Below are 20,548 nucleotides of genomic sequence, written 5' to 3'. Positions count from 1 at the left end.
CCCCCTCAGTCGGCTTCGCCGACAGCTCCCCCAGCGGGGGAGCAGATTCTTTATCAACCCCGGAGATCCCCATGAAGGAAACCAAACACGCGGCCTCGCCCGAGGCCCGCGCGGCGCTGGCTGACGTGCTCTCGGCGTTCGAGAGCTTCAAGGCCGCCAACGACCAGCGGCTGGCGGCGATCGAGACCAAGCGGGCCGACGTCCTGCTGGAGGAGAAGGTCGGCCGCATCGACGACGCCGTCGCCCGCGCTCAGGACCGTCTCGACCGGCTGATGAGCGATCTGCGGCGTCCCTCCTTGGCCGCTGATGCGCCGCTGGCGCATATCGACGAACGCAAGGCCGCCTTCGACCGCTACGTAAAGACCGGCGAAACGCCCGCCGCGCTGCTCGAAGCCAAGGGCCTGTCGGAAGGAACCGCCACGGCCGGCGGCTACGTCGCCCCGCCCGAGCTGGAGCGGCTGATCCTGCGTCGCCTGGCCGCGACCTCGCCGATGCGCGAGATCTGCCAGGTCCGCACCATCGGCTCGGGCACGTTCCGCAAGCCGGTCAGCCCGACCGGCCTGGCCGCCGCCTGGGTGGCCGAGACTGCCGCGCGGCCCGAGACCACGGCCCCGACCCTGGACGTCATCGACTTCCCGGCCGGCGAGCTCTACGCCAGCCCGGCCGCCACCCAGGCCCTGCTGGACGACGCCTATGTCAGCATCGACGAGTGGCTGGCGGAAGAAGTGCAGGACGCCTTCGCCGCCCAGGAGACCACGGCCTTCGTGACCGGCGACGGCGTCAACAAGCCCAAGGGCCTCTTGGCCTACACCGCCGCGCCGGACGCCAGCTACACCTGGGGTCAGGTCGGTTACCTGGCCACCGGCGTCGCCGGCGCCTGGCCGGCCAGCAACCCGACCGACAAGCTGATCGACCTGATCTACGCGGCCAAGACCCAGTACCGCCAGAACGGCCGCTTCGTGATGAACCGCCGCACGGTCAGCGCCGTGCGCAAGTTCAAGGACGCGCAGGGCAACTACATCTGGAACGCGGCCCTGCAGCCGGGGCAGTCGGCGAGCCTGCTGGGCTTCCCGGTCACCGAGATCGAGGCCATGCCCGACGCGGCGGCCAACACCTGCCCGATCGCGTTCGGCGACTTCGAGAAGGGCTACCTGATCGTCGACCGCGCCGGCGTGCGGGTGCTGCGCGACCCGTACTCGGCCAAGCCGCACGTGCTGTTCTACACCACCAAGCGCGTCGGCGGCGGCGTGCAGAACTTCGACGCCGTGAAGCTGCTGAAGTTCGCGGCGTCGTAACCCAATCCTCCCCCTGACGGGGGAGGTGTCCGCGTAGCGGACGGAGGGGGAAGTGCTGGAAGGCCCGCCTCTTCCCCCTCCGTCGTCCCTCCGGGCCGACACCTCCCCCGCTGGGGGGAGGATTTTCAGGAAATCCCCCCATGCCCCAATCTCTCACCCTGGCCGAGGCCAGGGCGTTCCTGCGCGTGCCCGACACGTCGGAGGACGCCGTCCTCACCCTGTTGATCGACGCCGCCGAGGCCCATGTCGCGGCCGCCGCGGGCGTCGTCCTGACCCCGGCCAGCCCCGCGCCGCTGCGGCTGTCGGTGCTGACCCTGGTCGCCCACGCCTACGAGCATCGCGCGTCCCCGGGCGACGCCGGCCAGCCGTCGCTGGCCCTCGCCCAGCCCTGGCTGACCCCTTACCGAAAGGCCCGGCTGTGAGCGACAAGCCCCTGATCGACGCCGTCGTCGCCAGCCTGAAGGCCGCGCCCGCCGTCACCGCCGTGGCCGGCCAGCGGATCCACGCCAGCCCGCCGCGCCTGCCGACCTACCCGTGCGTCGTCGTCACCCGCGCCGAGGGGCGTCCGGTCGGCGAGAACGACGCGATCGAGCACCTGCTGACCCTGACCTGCGCCAGCCGTTTCGGCGGACCGGAAGAGGCGCGGGCCCTGGTCGCGGCCGTGCGCCTGGCGCTGCACGACGCCAAGCCTACGCTGAGCGGCCGGCGGCTGGTCAATCTGCGCGTCCCCTATGCCGACGTCTTCGCCGGCGCCGACCGCGAAACCACCCTCGGGATCGTCCGCGTGCGGGCGGTGACCGAACTTCTTTAAGACAAGGAGACGATCATGGCCGCCCAAGCCGGCAAGGACATCCTGCTGAAGATCAGCGACGGGGCGTCCAGCTTCGTCACCGTCGCGGGCCTGCGCGCCCGCACCATCAGCCTCAACGCCAAGACCATCGACGCGACGGACAGCGACAGCGCCGGCCGCTGGCGCGAGCTGCTGGCCGGGGCCGGCGTGCGCTCGGTGGCCGTCTCGGGCTCGGGCGTGTTCCGCGACGCCGCCTCCGACGCCCAGGTGCGGACGAGCTTCTTCGACCAGTCGGCGCGCGTGTGGCGCCTGGTGGTGCCGGACTTCGGCCAGCTGGAGGGGCCGTTCATCGTCGCGGCCCTGGAATATGCCGGCGAGCACGACGGCGAGGCGGCGTTCGCGCTCAGCCTGGCCAGCGCGGGCGCGGTGACGTTCACGGCGATCTGACTCGGCACAGGCCCCCACCTGACCTGCTGGCGCAGGTCTGTCCGCCCCCAAGCGGGGCGGAGAGCAGCGGCGCCGCTCCTGTTCTCTCCTCCCCTCTTGGGGGAGGGGGACCGCCGAACGGCGGTGGAGGGGGACAGCACAGGAAGAAAAATGGAAATGCTCCCTCCCAACACCGCCCGCGGCGAGGTCGTGGTCACCCTGGCCGGCGCGCCGCGACGCTTGTGCCTGACGCTCGGCGCGCTGGCCCGCATCGAGGCGGCGCTCGGTCTCTCCGACTGGTCGCAGCTGCCGGACCGCATCGCCACGCTGAGCGCGGGCGACCTGACCGCCGTTCTGGCGGCGCTGCTGGACGGCGGCGGCGAGCCCGCCGAGGTCGCCGCCCGCGCCACGGTCCCGGAAGCCGCCAGCGCCCTGGCCGCCGCCCTGGCCGCGTCCGCGTGAGCTGGGCGCAGCCGCTGCGGCTGGCCGTCCGGCTGGGCGTCGCGCCCGAGGCCTTCTGGCGGCTGTCGCTGGTCGAGTGGCGGGCGCTCACCGAAGCGCCGGCCTCGCCCGTCCTGAACCGTTCGGGCCTCACCGAACTGATCGCCCGCTATCCCGACGAGGAGACCCCATGAGCTTGGAATCCGACGGCCTCTCCGCCGTCCCCGCCCGCGCCGCCGAGGCCGCCGCCTCGCTGGAGGCCCTGAAGGCGCCCGCCGAACGCACGGCGCGCTCGATTGACGAGGCCTTTACGCGCGCCGGGACGTCCCTGGCTCGGTCGCTGGCTCGCGCGGCTTCCGACGGCCAGGTGTCGCTGGCGGAGCTGGCGCGCGCCGTGCTGGGCGCGGCCGGGGCGGCGTTGAAGGGGGGCGGTCTCGGCGAGGCGCTGACCAAGAGCTTCTCGGGAGCGCGCGCCGACGGCGGGCCGGTCCTGCCCGGCGGAAGCTATCTGGTTGGCGAGCGTGGGCCGGAGGTGTTCCGTCCGGCCTCCGCCGGGAGCATCGAACCGGCCGGCGGCGGCGGAATCTCGGTGACGGTCAATGTCCAGAGCGGGGAGGCGTCGGGGCTGATCCGCTCCGACGCCCAGATCGCCCAGGCCTTGGCCCGGGCGGCTAGTCTGGGGGCGAGGCGGCTTTAGATCGCCACCGCCGCGGCGTTGGTCGGGGCCGGGCCGTACTGGTTCTCGCGCGGCTGGCCGCTGCTGCAGCCGACCCACAGGGTGAAGGCCAGCCACACCGCGAAGGCGATGAAGCACGAGATGAAGAAGCCGCCCAGGGCCGTCAGGGCCGACAGTTCCGGCTCGCCGTTGGTGATCGCCGCGATGGCCGGCAGGACGCCGATCGACAGGGCCGAGCCCATGATCAGCACCGGGCCGAACACCCAGGGCAGGACCTGCCACCAGCCGGTCTGACCCATGTCGTGCAGGCGCTTGGTGTGGATGCAGACGCTGGAATAGATCGTGCCCAGCGCGATGATATGGCCCACCAGCGGCAGCCAGCCCACGGCGATGTTCACGCCCAGCAGGACGAGCCAGCCGATCCAGAACGACTGCCGGCCGATGCGGCCCTCAGGCGACAGGAACAGGGTCTTCCAATCCATTTCGGTCTCCAATCTCGGACCCATACGTAGGGCTCGACGACCCGTCCTTGAAGTGAAAACCGGGTCATGACGCAGACTTAATGGCGTTGGCCGGCCAATGGCTCCGCTTGGCGCCGATTTTCCGCAAACCTTTTCACGAATTGAGGGATCGCCATGAGCGAGTTCCACGAGGCGCGCCTGTCCGCGCGCCTGGCGTTCGGTTGCACCGGCGGGATCGAGCGGCGCACCGAGGTCGTCGCCCTGGCGTCCGGCTTCGAGCGCCGGACCAGTCCGTGGGCGCGGGGCCGCCGCCGCTACCTGATCGCCACCGCCGCCCGGCCGCTGGACGAGATCGCCGAGCTGACCGCCTTCTTCGAGGCGCGGGGCGGGCGGCTGGCGGGGTTCCGCTTCCGCGATCCCGCCGACTTCAAGTCGTGCGCGCCCTCGGCCCAGCCGGCGGCGGGCGACCAGCCGATCGGCGTCGGCGACGGGACGCGCAAGGCGTTCCAGCTGACCAAGGCCTACGGGACGGTCGCGCGGACGATCGCCAAGCCGGTGGCCGGGACGGTCAGGATCGCCGTGGCGGGCGTGGCCGCGCCGTTCACCGTCGACACGACGACCGGCCTCGTCACCCTGAGCACGGCCCCGGCCGTCGGGGCGGCGGTGACGGCGGGGTTCGAGTTCGACACGCCGGTGCGCTTCGATCTCGACCGACTGGACGTGACCCTGGAGGGGTTCGCCGCCGGCCGGGTCACCGCCTGCGCCCTGGTCGAGGTGCGGGTCTGATGCGCGTCCTTCCCGAGGGCCTGGACGAGGCCCGCCTGTGCCGCGCCTGGATCGTGATCCGTCGCGACGGCGTGAGGCTGGGCTTCACCGATCACGACCGCGACCTGGTGGTCGACGGCGTTCCCTGCCGGGCCAGCGGCGGCTGGAGCCCCGGCGCGCGCGACGCGGCCGCCGGCTACGCGCCGGGACAGGGCGCGGCGCTGGGCGTGCTGGACGACGCCGGGATCACCGAGGCCGACCTGGCGGCGGGGCTCTATGACGGCGCGCGGGTCGCCGAACTGCGCGTCGACTGGAGCGCGCCCTATCGCGTCGCGCGCCTGTGGACGGCGACGATCAGCGCGGTCAGCCGCGAGGGCGAGGCGTTCAAGGCGACCCTGGCCGGTCCGCTGGCCGACCTGGACCGGGTGGCGGGACGGACCTTCACGCGGCTCTGCGACGCGCGGCTGGGCGACGCGCGCTGCGGGATCGCCGCGCCGGCCGGCGCGACCTGCGACAAGCGCTGGGCGACGTGCGTGGGGACGTTCGGGAATGGCGTCAATTTCCGAGGTTTCCCGACGGCGCCGGGCGAGGACTTCCTGACGCTGTACCCGGTCGAGGGCGAGCGGAACGATGGGGGGAGGCGGTGAGTCAGCACTACCCCCCACCTGACCTGCCGCGCAGGTCTGTCCGCCCCCAGGAGGGTGGCGGAGAGAGAACCACCGCCTCGGATTGTTCTCTCCTCCCCCGCTTGGGGGAGGGGGACCGCCGAATGGCGGTGGAGGGGGCCTGCCCCATCCTCGATCAAGCCCGCCTCTGGCTCGGCACCCCCTACCGCCATCAAGCCTCCACGCTCGGCGCGGGCTGCGACTGTCTCGGCCTGGTCCGGGGCGTCTGGCGAGCCCTGCACGGGGCCGAGCCCGAACCGCCGCCGCCCTATCGCCCGGACTGGGCCGAGACCGGCGGCCGAGAACTGCTGCTCGAGGCCTTCGCCCGCTGGCTCATCCCCCTCGACGCGCCCGAACCCGGCGACGTCCTGGTCTTCCGAATGGCCCCCGGCGCGGTCGCCAAGCACTGCGCGATCCAGTCCGGCCCTGGCCGCATGATCCACGCCTACTGGGGCCGGGCCTGCGTCGAGAGCGTCCTGGGCCGCTGGTGGCGCGAGCGCCTGGCGGCGGCGTTCAGATTTCCCGCAAACTGAAGGAGGCCGCATGGCCCAAGTCATCCTCTCCAGCGTCGGCGCGGCGATCGGCGGTCCGATCGGGGCCGTGGCCGGCGCGGCGCTGGGCGCGATGGTCGACCAGGCGGCGATCAACGCTCTGAGTCCCACGCGCCAGGTCGGACCGCGCATTCCCGAGCTGCGCCTGACCGGCGCGGCCGAGGGCGCGGCGCTGCCGTGCGTGTTCGGCCGCGCGCGGGTGGGCGGGCAGGTGATCTGGGCCGCCCGCTTCCGCGAGAAGCGGGTCGAGGGTCGAGTCGGCGGCTCCAAGGGGCAGAAGACCGCCAGCTACGCCTACAGCCTGTCGTTCGCCGTCGCCGTGGCCGAGGGGCCGATAGATGGCCTGGGCCGGGTCTGGGCCGACGGCAAGGTCATGGACATGACCGGCGTGACCATGCGCCTGCATCGCGGGACCGAGGACCAGGCCCCCGACCCGCTGATCGCCGCCATCGAGAGTGACGCGCCAGCCTATCGCGGTGTCGCCTACGTCGTGTTCGAGGACCTGCCGCTGGAATCCTTCGGCAACCGGCCGCCGCAGCTGTCGTTCGAGGTGTTCCGCCGGCCGCGCGCCCCCGGGACCCTCGGGCTGGAAGACCGGCTGAAGGGCGTTTGCCTGATCCCCGGCGCGGGCGAGTTCGTCTACGCCACGCAAGCCGTGCTGCGTCGCGAGGGCCTGACCCGCACGGCGTCCGAGAGCGTCCACAACGCCGAGGGACGTCCGGATCTTGTGGTGGCGCTGGACCAGCTGCAGGCCCAGCTGCCCGCCGTCGATCACGTGACCCTGGTCGTGGCCTGGTTCGGGACCGACCTGAACTGCGGCCAGTGCGAGATCCGTCCCGGCGTCGAGCAGGCGGCCAAGGACACCCTGCCGATCGCCTGGAGCGTGGCGGGCGTCGACCGCGGCGGCGCGCACCTGATCTCCTTGAAGGCCGGCGCCCCGGCCTATGGCGGCACGCCGGCCGACGCGGTCGTGCTGCAGGCCATCGGCGAGCTGAAGCGGCGCGGCCTGAAGGTGACCCTCTATCCGTTCATCCTGATGGACACGCCCACCTACCCGTGGCGTGGCCGGATCACTTGCGAGGCCGGCGTCGACGGGACGGCGGCGGCGACCAGCCAGGTGAACGCCTTCTTCGATGGCGAGTGGGGCTTGCGGCGGATGGTGCTGCATCAGGCGTCGCTGGCCGCGCAAGCCGGCGGCGTCGACGGCTTCGTCCTCGGCTCGGAGCTGCGCGGCCTGACCACGGTGCGCGGCGCGGGCGGGACCTATCCGGCGGTCGCCAAGCTGAAGAGCCTGGCCGCCGAGGTCCGCGCCGTCGTCGGTCCCACGACCAAGCTGGGCTACGCGGCCGACTGGAGCGAGTATTTCGGCCACCAGCCGGGCGGCGGTCACGCGGTGTTCCACCTCGACCCGCTGTGGGCCGATCCGAACATCGATTTCGTCGGCGTCGACTGGTACCCGCCGGTCACCGACTGGCGCGAGGGCGAGGCCCATCTCGACGCGGACGCCGGCTTCCTGGGCTTGCGCGACCCGGCCTATCTGCGGGCTGGGCTGACCGGCGGCGAGAGCTTCGACTGGTACTATGCCAGCCCGGCCGATCGCGACGCCCAGGTCCGCGCGCCGATCACCGACGGCGCCCATGGCGAGCCGTGGATCTGGCGGGCCAAGGACCTCAAGTCGTGGTGGAGCAACCCGCATCACGACCGACCGGGCGGCGTGCGCTCGGCCACGCCCACGGCCTGGATCCCGATGTCCAAGCCGATCCGCCTGACCGAGTTCGGCTGCCCCGCCGTCGACAAGGGCGCCAACGCCCCGAACCTGTTCGTCGATCCCAAGAGCGCCGAGAGCGGCCTGCCGCCGTACTCGACCGGCGAGCGCGACGACTTCGGCCAGCGGCGCTATCTGGAGACCGTGCTGGCCTGGCTGGAGGAGCCGGCCGCCAATCCCGTCTCGCCGCTCTATGGCGGGCCGATGATCGAGAGCGCCAGCGCCTGGTGCTGGGACGCGCGGCCGTTCCCCGACTTCCCGGCGCGCGCCGACGTCTGGAGCGACGGCGACAACTGGACCCTGGGCCACTGGCTGACCGGCCGGGCGGGCATCGCGCCGCTGCCGGAGCTGATCGAGGCCCTGGGCGCGCGGGCCGGCGTGGCGATCGATCCGGGCGAGGCGGGCGGGAGCGTCGGCGGCTATGTCGTCGACCGGCCGATGCGCCTGCGCGACGCGCTGACGCCCCTGACCGAGGCCTTCGCCCTGGATCCGGTCGAGCGCGGCGATCACGTGAAGATGCTGGCGCGCGCGGGCCGCGCCGTCGGGGTGTTGGCCGAGGACGACCTGGCTCTGCCCGACGACGCGCCCCGCGAGACGCAGACCCGCGCGCTCGACCCCGCCGCCGAGGCTCTGCGCCTGCGGTTCCTGGACGCCGCCCGCGACTACCAGGTCGGAGCGCTGATCGTCCGCCGCGAGGCCGGGCAGGGGACCCGCGACGCCGACGCCCCGATCGTGCTGGCGGCTTCCGAGGCCGAGGCCGTCGCCCGCCGGATGCTGGCCGCCGACGCGGCGGCGCGGCGTTCGCGGATCGTGCATCTGTCGCCCTCGGCGGCTCTGCGGCTAGAGGCGGGCGACCGCCTGAGCCTGGACGGCGCGACTTGGCGTATTCAGCGGCTGGATCTCGACGAGCGGCCGCGCGCCACCCTGGTTCCGACCGTGGCCGAGATCGGGGTGGGCGGCGGTGTCGATTGGACGCCGGCCCCGCCGCGCGATCCGCCGTCGCCGCCGGTGCTCCACGTGCTGGACCTGCCGGCCGACGGTGCTCTGACCGACGATCCGAGGCCGCTGGTCGCCGCCGCGAGCGAGCCGTGGCGGCCGCTGGAGGTTCATGCCGGCGCCGGGGTCGAGACCTTGAAGCTCCGCGCCCGCATCGCCAGCCCGGCGACCCTGGGCGAGACGCTGTCCGACCTGCCGCCGGCCTCGCCGCATCGCCTCGACCGCGCGGGCCGCCTGACCGTGCGGCTGGAAGGTCGGAGTCTGGCCTCCGCGCCGCTGGCCGCCGTGCTGGCCGGCGACAACGCCCTGGCCGTCCGCGCCCCGTCCGGCGACTGGGAGGTGATCGCCTTCCAGGCCGCCGAGCTGGTCGCGCCGGACGTCTGGCGGCTCTCGGGCCTGCTGCGCGGCCAGCGCGACGGCGCGGCGAGCGAAGCCCTGATCCCCGCCGGCGCGCCGGCCGTGCTGCTGGACGCGGCGGCGGTCCGGCTGGACGTCGCCGCCTTCGAGCGTGGGACGCCGCTGATCGTTCGCGCCGCGCCGGCGGGCGGCCCGCCCTCGGGGCCGGCGATGACGGAAATCTCGACGACCTGGGACGGTCGCGCCCTGCGTCCGCTGGCGCCGGCGCACCTGCGCAAGCGCTGGGTCGGCGGTGACCTGCAACTGGCCTGGATCCGCCGCGCCCGGCTCGGCGGCGACGTCTGGGAGGGCGACGTCCCGTTGAGCGAGGGCGCCGAGCGCTATCGGGTGCGGGTGCTGGACGGCGCGGTCGTGCTGCGCGAGGCCGAGGTTCTGGGGCCGGCCTTCATCTACACCGCCGCCATGCGGACGGCCGACGGGCCCTTGGCGGACGGGCGGATCGAGGTCGCCCAAGGCTCGTCGCTTTACGGCTGGGGCGTCCCGGTGACGACACTTATGTGATAAATTAGCCACACGGGGTCTTGCGCGGCGCGCTGGACGTTCTAGATGGAGGGCGGTAACCCAACCTCCCCGTTTCTTGGGCCCCCTTCTGCAGAGGACACTCCTTGGCGCGCGACCCCTATCAGGAACTCGGCGTTTCCCGCACCGCGACCGCGGACGAGATCCGCAAGGCGTTCCGCAAGCTCGCCAAGGCCCACCATCCGGACGCCAATCCGGGGGACAAGAAGGCGGAAGAGAAGTTCAAGACGGTCAGCGCCGCGTTCGACATCATCGGCGACGCCGAGAAGCGCAAGAAGTTCGACCTGGGCCAGATCGACGCCGACGGTCGCGAAACCGCGCGGGGCTTCGGCGGCCAGCCTGGCAACGGCCCCTTCAACGCCGGCGGCTTCGGTCGCGGCGGGTTCCACCGTGACGAGGGACCGGAGATCGATCTCTCGGACCTGTTCGGCGGCATGTTCGGCCAAGGCGGCGCCCAGGCCGGCGGACGCGGCCCGTTCGGCGGCGGGGCCGGCGGAGGCTTCTCGTCCAAGGGCGCGGACATCAAGGCGCGCCTCGACATCGACCTGGAAGACGCCATCAAGGGCGGCAAGAAGCGCGTGGCCTTCTCGGACGGCCGCACGATCGACGTCACCATCCCGACCGGCGCCCAGGAAGGCCAGACCCTGCGTCTGAAGGGCCAGGGCAGCCTCGGCCGCGGCGGCCAGGGCGACGCGCTGATCGAGCTCTCGATCAAGCCGCACCCGATCTATCGCCGCGAGGGCGACGCCCTGGTCATGGACCTGCCGATCTCGATCCCCGACGCGGTGCTGGGCGGCAAGGTCGAGGCCCCGACCCCGGACGGCAATGTGATGCTGAACGTGCCCAAGGGCAGCAACAGCGGCCAGACGCTCCGCCTGAAGGGCCGCGGCATGCCCGACGCCAAGGGCAAGCGCGGCGACCTGCTGGCCAAGCTGGTGGTGACGTTGCCGGAGACGGTCGATCCGGACCTGGAGAAGTTCGCGGAGGCCTGGCGGGATCAGAAGCCCTACACGCCGAAGCGGAAGTAGCCTGGCCTCTGACGACCCGACGGCGGGCCGCCCTTGCGGCGCCCGTTGGTCGAGTTCCTGTTGAATCCAGCGAAGCTTCTCGCGATCCGTGTTAGAGTGACGCCATTGATCGGCGGCCTCCCCGTTCCTGGCCGCCTGACCTCACGGACACTCTGCCCGGGTATGACTCTCGTTTCGAGAGCCTCCGGTTCTCAGAACGGCCAACCATGGTTGCCGCCACCCCGCTCCATCCCGACGCCACGCTGAACCTCGCCCTGGCGCTCGTGGGCTCTTCCAGCGCGCCATTGTTGCTGTTGGACGGGGACCTTTCGGTGATCGCGGCCAGCCTGTCGTTCTGCGAGGCCTTCGAGATCGATCCTTCGAGCGTGGCCGGTCGCCCGCTGTTCGCGCTTGGCGACGGCGCGTGGGATGTGCCGCAACTACGCGTCCTGCTCGGCGCCACGGCGCGGGGCGACGCCGACATCCAGGCCTACGAGATGGACTTCAAGAGCGTCGGCCGGGGAACGCGGCGCCTGGTCCTGAACGTCAAGAAACTCGACTATGGGGACCGCGACCACGTTCGTCTGGTGGTGGCGGTGCTCGACCTCACGGACGCGCGGGCGGCCGAAAAGCTGCGGGACGCCCTGTTGCACGAAAAGGACGGGCTGCTGCGCGAGAAAGGCGTCCTCCTGCAGGAGGTCCAGCATCGCGTCGCCAACAGCCTTCAGATCATCGCCAGCGTGCTGCTGCAAAGCGCCCGTAAGGTGCAGTTGGAGGAAACCCGCGTCCATCTGCAGGACGCCCACAACCGGGTGATGTCCATCGCCTCGGTGCAGCAGCAATTGGCGGTCTCGAGGCTCGGCGACGTCGCGCTTCGCCCCTATCTCGAACAGCTCTGCCAAAGCCTGGGCGCGTCGATGATCCGCGACCGCGACCAGCTCTCGATCGAGGTGGACGCCGATGACAGCGCGACCAGCGCCGCCATCTCGGTGAGTCTGGGCCTGATCGTCACCGAACTGGTGATCAACGCGCTCAAGCACGCCTTTCCGGGGCATCGCGAGGGCAAGATCGTGGTCGCCTATCACGGCGCGCCGTCGAGCTGGTCTCTGACGGTCAGCGATAACGGCGTCGGGATGCCCAAGGACGCCGAGAGCGCCAAGGCGGGCCTCGGCACGAGCATCATCCAGGCGCTGGCGGCGCAGTTGCAGGCCGAGTTGAAAGTCTCCGACGTCGGCCCGGGGACGAAGGTCGCGGTCGTTCACACCCGCTCTTCCGACATCGACGCCGCCGCCGCGTGACCGAGAGAGCCGGCCGCCTGTTCGCGACGTGACCGTTCGCGCCGGAACCTGGCCGTCCTGTTCGTTCCGGGCGTGTCCGGTCGTGACAGAACGTCGCGGCCCGTTCATAACCCGGACGTTCAGTCTCCATTCAGCCGCGACCCGTTAGACCGGAGAGCATGAAAACGATCCGCGCCATCATCGTCGCCGCCGCGCTGGCCGCCGCCCTACCGGGCGCGGCGTGGGCGCAGCGTCATGACCGAGGTCCCGACTCGCTGGGCGCCGACTGGCGCGCGCAGTCGGACCAGGCCCGAGGCGGCGTGCAGTCGGGTCAGCTGGTGCCGCTGTCGCGGGTGATCGACATGATCGGCCGCCGCGTGCCCGGCCGTGTGCTGGACGCCGGCCTGGAAGGCTCGAACTATCGCGTGCGCTGGGCCGCCGCCGACGGCCGCCGCATCGACTTCATCGTCGACGCGCGGACCGGGCAGATCATCAGCGGCGGCTAAGGAGTCTTCCATGCGTATCCTGCTCGTCGAGGACGATCCCGACCTGTCGCGTCAGCTGAAGCTGACCCTGGGCGACGCTGGCTATGCCGTCGACCACGCCCCGGACGGCGAGGAAGCCCAGTTCCTGGGCGAGACCGAGCCCTATGACGCGGTGATCCTCGACCTGGGCCTGCCCAAGGTGGACGGCGTGTCGGTGCTGGAGCGCTGGCGCCGCGGCAATGTCGCGACGCCGGTGCTGATCCTGACCGCGCGCGGCGCCTGGAGCGACAAGGTCGCCGGCTTCGACGCCGGGGCCGACGACTACCTGGCCAAGCCGTTCCATACCGAGGAACTGCTGGCCCGCCTGCGCGCCCTGCTGCGCCGCTCGGCCGGCCATGCCGCGCCCTCGCTCTCCTGCGGAGCGTTGCGCCTGGACCCCCGCGCCGCCCGCGCCAGCGTCAACGGCGAGCCGCTGCGCCTGACCTCGCTGGAATACCGCCTGCTGCACTACATGATGATGCACCAGGGCCGGGTGATCGGCCGCACCGAGCTGGTCGAGCACCTGTACGACCAGGACTTCGACCGCGACAGCAACACCATCGAAGTGTTCATCGGCCGTCTGCGCAAGAAGCTGGGCGCCGACCGGATCGAGACCGTCCGCGGCCTGGGCTATCGCCTGACGCCGCTGGAAGGCGAGACGGCGTGACAGCCCGCGGGTCCGCCCTCGTCCTTCGACAAGCTCAGGATGAGGGCTACTGCTGCGCTGTATTTGAAATCCCCGTCCTGAGCCTGTCGAAGGACGAGGATTTCAGCTTCCAGAGCGCCTGATGCTGGACCTGCGCCGCCGTTCGCTGGTCCGCCGCCTGGTCCTGATCGCCGGGATCTGGAACTTGCTGGTCGTGCTGATCGCCGGGGTGTTCCTGACGGCTCAGTTCCGCAGCGCCGCCATCCGGCGCTTCGACCAGTCCCTGGCCGTTCTGACCGACGACCTCTATGCCGGCTCGACGGTGGAGGACGGGCAGCTACGCGCGCCGTTCCTGACCGACATCCGCGCCACGCGCGCCTATTCCGGCCGCTACTGGGTGATCCTGGACAAGCGGCCCGACGGATCGATGGGGCCGGTCGCGCGCTCTCGCTCGCTGTTCGACAGCGACCTGATGCTGTCGTCCAAGCAGATCGACCGGCTGGACGCCGCCCCGGGCCAGACCCAGTACTTCAACATGCGCGGCCCGCAGGACAAGCCGCTGCGCGCCGCCGCCATCCTGGCCCGCCTGCCGGGCTATGCCGACCCGGTGGTGTTCCTGGCCGCCGAGGACCGCACGCCGATCGACGCCGACGCCGACCGCTTCGCCGGCGTCACGGCCATCGCCCTGGCGATCCTGGCCGGCGGCCTGGTGCTGGCGACGGTGGTGCAGGTGCGTTTCGGCCTCACGCCGCTGTTCCGCCTGCGCCGCGAGGTGGCGGCCGTGCGCCGGGGCAAGGCCGAGCGGGTCGACGGGGTCTATCCGGAGGAGCTGGAGCCGCTGGCGGTCGAGCTGAACGCCCTCCTGGCTCATAACCAGGAGGTCGTCGAGCGCCAGCGCACCCACGTCGGCAACCTGGCCCACGCCCTGAAGACGCCGCTGTCGGTGATGCTGACCGAGGCCTCCCAGCAGCCGGGCCAGCTGGCCGAGGTGGTCGAGCGCCAGGCCCAGACCATGCGCGAGCAGGTCGACCACCATCTGCGCCGGGCCCGGGCCGCCGCCCGCTCGCAGACCTCGGGCGAGCGCACGCCGGTCGAGCCGATCCTGGACGAGCTGGCCGTGACCCTGGAGCGGATCTTCCAAGACAAGGGTGTCGAGATCGACTGGCGCTGCCCCGAGGACCTCTGCTTCCAGGGCGAGAAGCAGGACTTCATGGAACTGGCCGGCAACGTGATGGAGAACGCCGGCAAGTGGTGCCGGGGTCGGATCCGCGCCGAGGCCGCGCCGTCGGGCGAGGCGCGGATGCTGCTGACCGTCGACGACGACGGTCCCGGCCTGCCGCCCGAGGAACGCGCCCAGGCCCTGAAGCGAGGGCAGCGGCTCGACGAAAACGCGCCCGGATCAGGCTTGGGCCTGTCGATCGTCGATGAATTGACCCGCGCCTATGGCGGATCGGTGCAGCTTGGTGAATCGCCGATGGGCGGATTGCGCGTGACCCTGGATCTGCCGCGGGCTCAAGCTTAACTTCGGCTTGCGTTCAATTGTTACGGGGCGGGCCTGCCATGCACGTGATGCCCGTGGCCTAAACTTCTGGTGGATAAAGGCTTTCAAACCGGGACACGCGGTCGCGGCCCGGGTGAATTTTTCACGATTTCGGAAATCCTTAACCTCGTTCCGAACATGGTTGACGCCTGTCGGAATCGGTTGCGCCGACACGGGGGACCATGGCCGCCATCGCCGCGCACAAATTGCAGATCATCCGGACGCTGGTGGAAACCGCTCCGGACGCGGCGCTGCGCAGCCTGGAGCTGGCCCTGTCGAGCGCCGGCGCGACCGGCTCCCTGGCCGCCGTGCGCGGCCTGGTCGAGGACGAGACCGCCCATCGCTTCATCCGCAACAACATCCTGGGCCCTATCGTGCCGCTGTGCGCCACGCGCCGCGAGGGCCAGGTTCAGTTCCCTTCGGCGGTGCTGCCGCGCCTGTGGCGGGCCCTGAGGTCCGTGGCCCCCTCGCGGGTCGAGGAGGCCGCCGCCAAGTGCAATCCATGGGATCTCGAACAGGGCGTGCCCGACGTGTTCGACGAACTCTGCAAGACCGCCGCCGCTGGCCTGCGCGATCCCGAGAACGCCGCCTTCGACAGCGTGCGCTCGATCTGCGACCCTGAGCAGCTGGCCATGTGCCTGCAGCTGTCGGCCATCACCCGCTCGTGCTTGCCCAAGCTGTCGGAATGGGTCAGCCGCATGTCGGACGAGCGCGCCGCCGCCGCGCGCCTGGCCTATCGCGACGCCTGCCGGATCAGTGATGACGCCGGTCCTCTGATGCTGGACATCCTGTCGGCGCACCTGCCGGACGACTGGCGCATCCTGCGGGTGATCTCGGCGGTCATGGACCGGCCCAGCGATCGCTACCTGGCCTCGTCGGAGGTCAAGGCGTTCGGCGAGCGCGTGCTGGCCGAGATCGACGCCTCCATCGTTCAGGTCGAGACCTTCAACTTCTCTGACGGCGAGCGGGCGGGCCGCGCGGCCGCCCAGGCCGCCCACCGGGTCCAGCTGCAGATCGCCGAGTTCCAGCAGTCGGTCGACGTCGCCAAGGACGGCCCGTGGGGCAAGCGTCTGGCCCGGCACAAGCAGGCGATGGCCAAGGCGTGCGAGCAGCGCATGGACCAGGCCGACAAGACGCTGGAAGCGGCCCTGCCGCTGCGGTCGCTGTCGATGATGTCCAAGAAGGGCAGCAAGGGCGCGGCCAAGCTGACCGACGAACCGGACGAGGCGATGATCCGCCGCGCCCAGTCGGCGCTGGCCTTCATCGCCGAACTGCGCGCGTGCGCCGACAAGGCCGGCTACGGCAGCTCGCGCAACAAGGTCCTGGAAAAGCTGAACAGCCGCCTCGATCCCTATATCGAGGATGTCCTGCACGTCGCCCGCACGGGCGACGGCGGCGACGCGGGGCTGGCCGTGAAGTACCTGGACGTCGCCGCCGGCTTCGTCGCCTACACCCGCGACCATAAGACCGCCGAGATCGTGCGACGCCGCGCCGCGGCGGCGATCGCGGCCTGACAAACCTGGTCTTTCGGCCGCCCTTACGCACTTTTCCTACTAACGGCGGACGCGGGAACACGCTACCACGCGGCCATGATCGCTTTCTGGATCGCCGCGGCGGGGCTGTCGGCCGCGACGGCGGGGCTGGTGCTGCGCGGCGCGGCGCGCGCCCGGCCCGTCGACGACGCCCAGGCCAGGCTTGAACCGCATCGCCGCCGTCTGGCCGAGGTCGAGCGCCTGGCCATAGACGGCCTGCTGGCCGAATCCGAACTCAAGGCCGCCCGCGCCGAGGCGGGACGCGGCCTGCTGGCCGCCGCCGACCAGGCCGAGACTTGGGCGCGCGACGGCGCTGGTCCCCGCAAGGCGGTGGTGATCGCCGTCGGCGCGGCCTGCGTCGCCGCCGTCGGCCTCTATGTGACCGTGGGCAAGCCGGAAATGGCCGACCAGCCCTACGCCAAGCGCGTGGCCGAGTGGAAGGCCGCCGATCCGGCCACGCTGGAACCCGCCAAGATCGCCGCCGTGCTGGAAGGCGTCGCCGCCGAGCGGCCGAGCGATCCCGAGCCGCTGGTGTTCCTGGCCAAGGCCCGCGCCGCGGCCGGCGACCTGCCCGGCGCCGAGGCCGCCCTGCGCAGGGCTGTCCGCCTGGCGCCCAAGCGCGGCGATCTCTGGAGTCTCCTGGGCGAGACCTTCGTCATGGAAGCCAGGGGCCAGGTCGGGGCCGACGCCAAGCTGGCCTTCGGCGAGGCGCTGAAGGTCGCCCCGAACGACATCCGCGCCCGCTATTACCTCGGCCGTGGCAAGGTCGCCGACGGCGACGTGGCCGGCGGTCTCGCCGACTGGCGCGCCCTGGCGGCCAGCCTGCCGGCCAACGACCCGGGCCGCACGGCGCTGGGCCGGGAAATCGCCCAGGTCGAGGCCCAGGGCCGCCTGCCCAGCGACCAGCCGGCCGCCGACGCCAATCCGCAGGTCCAGGGCATGATCGTCGGCATGGTCGAGGGCCTGGCCGCGCGTCTGGCCCAATCGCCCGACGATCCGGACGGCTGGGTCCGCCTGGTCCGCGCCTACGCCGTGCTGGGCGAGAGCGCCAAGCGCGACGCGGCGCTGGCCTCGGCCACGGCCCGCTTCAAGGATCAGCCCAAGGTGCTGTCGGCCCTGCGCCAGGCCGCCGACACGCCCGCTCAGAAGATTACCCAGCCATGAGTTTCTGGCCCAAATCGCGGAAGGCGCGCCGTCGCCTGACCATCTTGCTGGCCATCGCGCCGGTGCTGGCCCTGGCCGTGGGCCTGGCCCTCTACGGCCTGCGCGACAGCATCTCGCTGTTCTACACGCCGGCCCAGGCCAAGGAGGCCCACGTCGCCCCCGGCCGCAAGGTCCAGCTGGGCGGCCTGGTTCAGCACGGCAGCGTGGTCAAGCATCCCGGCGGCGATGTCGATTTCGTGGTGGCCGACCACAAGGCCACGGCGAAGGTGACCTATCACGGCGACCTGCCGGACCTGTTCCGCGAGGGGCAGGGGATCGTCGCCGACGGCGCGTTCAATGAAAGCGGCGTCTTCGTCGCCAAGCAGGTGCTGGCCAAGCACGACGAGCGCTACATGCCGCGCGACGTCGCCAAGGCGCTGAAGAAGCAGGGCGAGTGGCGCGGCGAGGGCGCGGGGGCTCCGAGCTATGGATCCTCCCCCCAAGGGGGAGGCGGTCGCGAAGCGACCGGTGGGGGAAGTTCTGCCGCCCCGGCCACGCCCCCCTCCGACCTTCGGTCGCCTCCCCCACGGGGGGAGGATCGTCGATGATCGTCGAACTGGGCGCCTTCGCCCTGATCCTGTCGCTGATGCTGTCTGTCGCCCAGACCGGACTGTCGGCCGTCGGCGGCGCGCGGCGTTCGCCGGTGCTGGCCGGGGCCGGACGCGGCGCGGCGGTGGCGACCTTCGTGGCCGTGGCCGTGGCCTTCGCGGCCCTGATCCACGCCTTCGTGGTGTCGGACTTCTCGGTGGCCAACGTCGCCGCCAACTCCCACACCGCCAAGCCGCTGCTCTACAAGGTGGCCGGGGCCTGGGGCAGCCACGAGGGCTCGATGCTGCTGTGGTGCCTGGTTCTGACCGGGTACGGCGCGGCCATGGCCTTCTTCGGCGACAGCCTGCCGCCGCGCCTGCGCGCCTACGCCATCGCCATCCAGGGCGCGCTGGGCGTGATGTTCCTGGCCTATACCGTGTTCGCCTCGAATCCTCTGACCCGCCTGGTCGATGTCCCGGTCGAGGGCCGGTCGCTCAATCCGCTGCTGCAGGACTGGGCCTTGGCCGTCCACCCGCCGTTCCTCTACAGCGGCTATGTCGGCTTCTCGGTGGTCTATTCCCTGTCGCTGGCGGCCCTGATCGAGGGGCGGATCGACGCGGCCTGGGCCCGCTGGGTGCGGCCCTGGACCCTGGCCGCCTGGAGCCTGCTGACCATCGGCATCACGCTCGGCGCCTTCTGGGCCTATTACGAACTGGGCTGGGGCGGCTGGTGGTTCTGGGATCCGGTCGAGAACGCCAGCTTCATGCCGTGGCTGATCGGGGCGGCCCTGCTGCACTCGGCCATCGTCACCGAAAGGCGCGGGGCGCTGCCGGGCTGGACCGCGTTCCTGGCCCTGGCGGCCTTCACCTTCTCGATGCTGGGCGCCTTCCTGGTGCGCTCGGGCGTGCTGACCAGCGTCCACGCCTTCGCCGTCGACCCGACCCGCGGCGTGCTGCTGCTGATCATGATGGGCGTCGCGGCGGGCGCGGGTTTCCTGCTGTTCGGCCTGCGCGCCGGCAGCCTGAATCCCGGCGGCCAGTTCCGCCCCGTGAGCCGTGAGAGCGCCATCGTGCTCAACAACATCCTGCTGTCGACGGCGACGGCGGTGGTGCTGTTGGGCACGCTCTATCCGCTGATCCGCGAGGCCATGGACGGCGAGGCCGTCTCGGTCGGCGCGCCGTTCTTCAACCTGACCTTCGTGCCGCTGATGGTGCTGGCCTTCGCCGTACTGCCGGCCGGACCCCTGCTGGCCTGGAAGCGTGGCGATGCGAAAAGCGTGGCCCGCAAGCTGTGGATCGTCCTGGCCGTCGCCGCCGCGCTGGGCCTTGTCGCCTACGGCGTCGTCCAGCCGCGCAAGGCCCTGGCCAGCGCGGGCCTGGCGCTCGGCTTCTGGCTGCTGGGCGGGGCGCTGCTGGAGATGAGCGAGCGCTTGAAACTGTTCCGCGCGCCCGCCGCCGAGAGCGCCCGTCGCGCCAAGGGGCTGCCGCGCGGCGCCTGGGGCACGACCCTGGCCCACGCCGGTCTCGGAATCTTCGTGCTGGGGGCCTCGTTCGAGACCGCATGGCGCGTCGAAGCCGCTCAGGCGCTGAGTCTCAACGATAGCCACGCCCTGGGCGCCTACACCCTGACCCTGACCGACGTCGGCACGGTCGAGGGCCCGAACTACCTGGCCGAGCGCGGGATCGTGAAGATCGTCGACAAGGCCGGCAACGAGATCTGCCACGCCGAGCCCGAGCGCCGCTTCTATCCGACCGGGTCGCAGACCACCTCGGAAGTCGCCATCTGTCCGCGCATGCTGGACGACATCTATGTCGTGCTGGGCGAGCGCCGGGCGGGCGAGGGCGGCAAGCCGGCCTGGCTGGTGCGCGCCTATGTGAACCCGTGGGTGCGGCTGATCTTCCTGGGGCCGCTGATCATGGCCCTGGGCGGCGCCGTGTCGCTGTCCGATCGCCGCGTGCGCCTGGGCGTCGGCCGCCGCGCCGGTGAGGTCGTGTCGTGAGCCGCGTCCGCGCCCTGCTGGTGGCCCTGGCCGCCGTCGCCCTGATGGGCAGCGCCTCGGAACCCACCGAGCGTCTGCCCGATCCGGCGCAGGAGGCCCGCGCCCGCGTCCTCTTCAAGGAAGTGCGCTGCCTGGTCTGTCAGAACGAGTCGATCGACGACTCCGAGGCCCAGCTGGCCGGCGACCTGCGACGAATTGTCCGCGAACAGGTCAAGGCGGGCCGCAGCGATGGCGAGATCCGCGCGTTTCTTGTGCAGCGTTATGGTGAGTTCGTGCTGCTGAAGCCGCGCTTTTCCGCTGGCAATGCAGCGCTTTGGCTGGCGCCGGTCGGTGTTCTGCTGGTGGGCGGCGTCCTGATGGTCGGCCTTCTGCGGCGTCGCCAGACGGTCGAGACAGAGCTTTCGCAGGACGAAGAAGACCGCGTCGCTAAATTGCTGCAAGACGATTGACACGATTGCGCCGAAATGGAGCCGCAAGAAGCGGGCTCCAATGACGCGAAGGTAATCCGAGAACCATTGCACCTTT

General features: G+C 71.5%; 21 protein-coding genes and 2 pseudogenes. 22 read left to right on the top strand and 1 reads right to left on the bottom strand.

Features of this window, described 5'->3' with window-relative positions; translation table 11 throughout:
• Window positions 1–71: 71 nt before the first annotated feature.
• The 8 genes and pseudogenes from AC07R7_RS20905 to AC07R7_RS20870 all read left to right on the top strand — a co-directional run bounded on the left by AC07R7_RS20905 (window position 72) and on the right by AC07R7_RS20870 (window position 3,649).
• On the top strand, window positions 72–1,295 hold the full coding sequence (locus AC07R7_RS20905; RefSeq protein WP_494636453.1) for a phage major capsid protein: 1,224 nt from the start codon (window positions 72–74) through the stop codon (window positions 1,293–1,295).
• Between the two features lie 42 nt (window positions 1,296–1,337).
• Window positions 1,338–1,418: pseudogene (locus AC07R7_RS20900) on the top strand (NlpC/P60 family protein); the annotation flags it as partial.
• 17 nt (window positions 1,419–1,435) lie between these two features.
• Window positions 1,436–1,717, top strand: a complete 282-nt coding sequence (locus AC07R7_RS20895) for a head-tail connector protein (protein ID WP_494636452.1) — start codon at window positions 1,436–1,438, stop codon at window positions 1,715–1,717.
• On the top strand, window positions 1,714–2,106 hold the full coding sequence (locus tag AC07R7_RS20890; protein ID WP_494636451.1) for a DUF3168 domain-containing protein: 393 nt from the start codon (window positions 1,714–1,716) through the stop codon (window positions 2,104–2,106). Before AC07R7_RS20895 ends, AC07R7_RS20890 begins: the two co-directional genes overlap by 4 nt.
• A gap of 15 nt (window positions 2,107–2,121) precedes the next feature.
• Entirely contained in the window at window positions 2,122–2,532 is a 411-nt protein-coding gene (locus AC07R7_RS20885; RefSeq protein WP_492839760.1) for a phage major tail protein, TP901-1 family, read from the top strand.
• Window positions 2,533–2,688: 156 nt separating this feature from the next.
• Window positions 2,689–2,973, top strand: coding sequence for a GTA-gp10 family protein (locus AC07R7_RS20880; protein ID WP_492886556.1), 285 nt, complete (start codon window positions 2,689–2,691; stop codon window positions 2,971–2,973).
• Window positions 2,970–3,146: a phage tail assembly chaperone gene (locus AC07R7_RS20875; protein WP_494636450.1), complete on the top strand. Its 177-nt coding sequence runs from the start codon at window positions 2,970–2,972 to the stop codon at window positions 3,144–3,146. Before AC07R7_RS20880 ends, AC07R7_RS20875 begins: the two co-directional genes overlap by 4 nt.
• Window positions 3,143–3,649 (top strand): phage tail tape measure protein, encoded by a 507-nt coding sequence (locus AC07R7_RS20870; protein WP_494636449.1) that lies wholly within the window; start codon window positions 3,143–3,145, stop codon window positions 3,647–3,649. Before AC07R7_RS20875 ends, AC07R7_RS20870 begins: the two co-directional genes overlap by 4 nt.
• On the opposite strand, the gene AC07R7_RS20865 is transcribed toward AC07R7_RS20870, so the two are convergent.
• A complete protein-coding gene (locus tag AC07R7_RS20865; RefSeq protein WP_492839757.1) occupies window positions 3,646–4,110 on the bottom strand; it encodes a DUF805 domain-containing protein in 465 nt (154 codons plus the stop codon). The two genes, AC07R7_RS20870 and AC07R7_RS20865, sit on opposite strands and share 4 nt — an antisense overlap.
• A gap of 153 nt (window positions 4,111–4,263) precedes the next feature.
• Between AC07R7_RS20865 and AC07R7_RS20860 the strand changes: the two genes are divergently transcribed.
• The 14 genes and pseudogenes from AC07R7_RS20860 to AC07R7_RS20795 all read left to right on the top strand — a co-directional run bounded on the left by AC07R7_RS20860 (window position 4,264) and on the right by AC07R7_RS20795 (window position 20,472).
• Entirely contained in the window at window positions 4,264–4,875 is a 612-nt protein-coding gene (locus tag AC07R7_RS20860) for a phage distal tail protein, Rcc01695 family (protein WP_494636448.1), read from the top strand.
• Complete coding sequence (locus tag AC07R7_RS20855; RefSeq protein ID WP_494636447.1) at window positions 4,875–5,501, top strand: phage/gene transfer agent baseplate hub protein; 627 nt, start codon at window positions 4,875–4,877, stop codon at window positions 5,499–5,501. The genes AC07R7_RS20860 and AC07R7_RS20855 overlap by 1 nt, the downstream gene beginning before the upstream one ends.
• 122 nt (window positions 5,502–5,623) lie before the next feature.
• Window positions 5,624–6,052, top strand: coding sequence for an NlpC/P60 family protein (locus AC07R7_RS20850; protein WP_494636446.1), 429 nt, complete (start codon window positions 5,624–5,626; stop codon window positions 6,050–6,052).
• Window positions 6,053–6,062: 10 nt separating this feature from the next.
• Window positions 6,063–9,749 carry a baseplate multidomain protein megatron gene (locus AC07R7_RS20845; protein WP_494636445.1) on the top strand — a complete coding sequence of 1,229 codons (3,687 nt, stop codon included), beginning with the start codon at window positions 6,063–6,065 and terminating at the stop codon, window positions 9,747–9,749.
• 104 nt (window positions 9,750–9,853) lie between these two features.
• The gene (locus AC07R7_RS20840) at window positions 9,854–10,795 is read left to right on the top strand and encodes a DnaJ C-terminal domain-containing protein (RefSeq protein WP_494636444.1); all 942 of its coding nucleotides are present in this window, start codon (window positions 9,854–9,856) and stop codon (window positions 10,793–10,795) included.
• Window positions 10,796–11,001: 206 nt separating this feature from the next.
• The gene (locus AC07R7_RS20835; protein WP_494636443.1) at window positions 11,002–12,072 is read left to right on the top strand and encodes a sensor histidine kinase; all 1,071 of its coding nucleotides are present in this window, start codon (window positions 11,002–11,004) and stop codon (window positions 12,070–12,072) included.
• Window positions 12,073–12,230: 158 nt separating this feature from the next.
• Window positions 12,231–12,557, top strand: a complete 327-nt coding sequence (locus AC07R7_RS20830) for a PepSY domain-containing protein (RefSeq protein WP_492839750.1) — start codon at window positions 12,231–12,233, stop codon at window positions 12,555–12,557.
• Window positions 12,558–12,567: 10 nt separating this feature from the next.
• Window positions 12,568–13,242 (top strand): response regulator transcription factor, encoded by a 675-nt coding sequence (locus AC07R7_RS20825; protein ID WP_492839749.1) that lies wholly within the window; start codon window positions 12,568–12,570, stop codon window positions 13,240–13,242.
• Window positions 13,243–13,363: 121 nt separating this feature from the next.
• Entirely contained in the window at window positions 13,364–14,743 is a 1,380-nt protein-coding gene (locus AC07R7_RS20820; protein ID WP_494636442.1) for an ATP-binding protein, read from the top strand.
• A 200-nt stretch (window positions 14,744–14,943) separates the two neighbouring features.
• Window positions 14,944–16,275: a hypothetical protein gene (locus tag AC07R7_RS20815; protein WP_494636441.1), complete on the top strand. Its 1,332-nt coding sequence runs from the start codon at window positions 14,944–14,946 to the stop codon at window positions 16,273–16,275.
• 75 nt (window positions 16,276–16,350) lie between these two features.
• Window positions 16,351–17,457: a c-type cytochrome biogenesis protein CcmI gene (ccmI, locus tag AC07R7_RS20810; protein ID WP_494636440.1), complete on the top strand. Its 1,107-nt coding sequence runs from the start codon at window positions 16,351–16,353 to the stop codon at window positions 17,455–17,457.
• Window positions 17,454–17,930, top strand: a pseudogene (gene ccmE, locus AC07R7_RS20805) (cytochrome c maturation protein CcmE); the annotation flags it as partial. The gene ccmI and the pseudogene ccmE, both read left to right, overlap by 4 nt.
• A 110-nt stretch (window positions 17,931–18,040) precedes the next feature.
• Complete coding sequence (locus AC07R7_RS20800; RefSeq protein ID WP_494636439.1) at window positions 18,041–20,023, top strand: heme lyase CcmF/NrfE family subunit; 1,983 nt, start codon at window positions 18,041–18,043, stop codon at window positions 20,021–20,023.
• Entirely contained in the window at window positions 20,020–20,472 is a 453-nt protein-coding gene (locus AC07R7_RS20795; RefSeq protein WP_492839744.1) for a cytochrome c-type biogenesis protein, read from the top strand. The genes AC07R7_RS20800 and AC07R7_RS20795 overlap by 4 nt, the downstream gene beginning before the upstream one ends.
• Window positions 20,473–20,548 lie beyond the last annotated feature (76 nt).

It is taken from the genome of Caulobacter sp. GW821-FHT05F04, from assembly GCF_059419665.1.
Note: the sequence above shows the minus strand (reverse complement) of the source record. Positions and strands in the feature narration are given on the sequence as shown.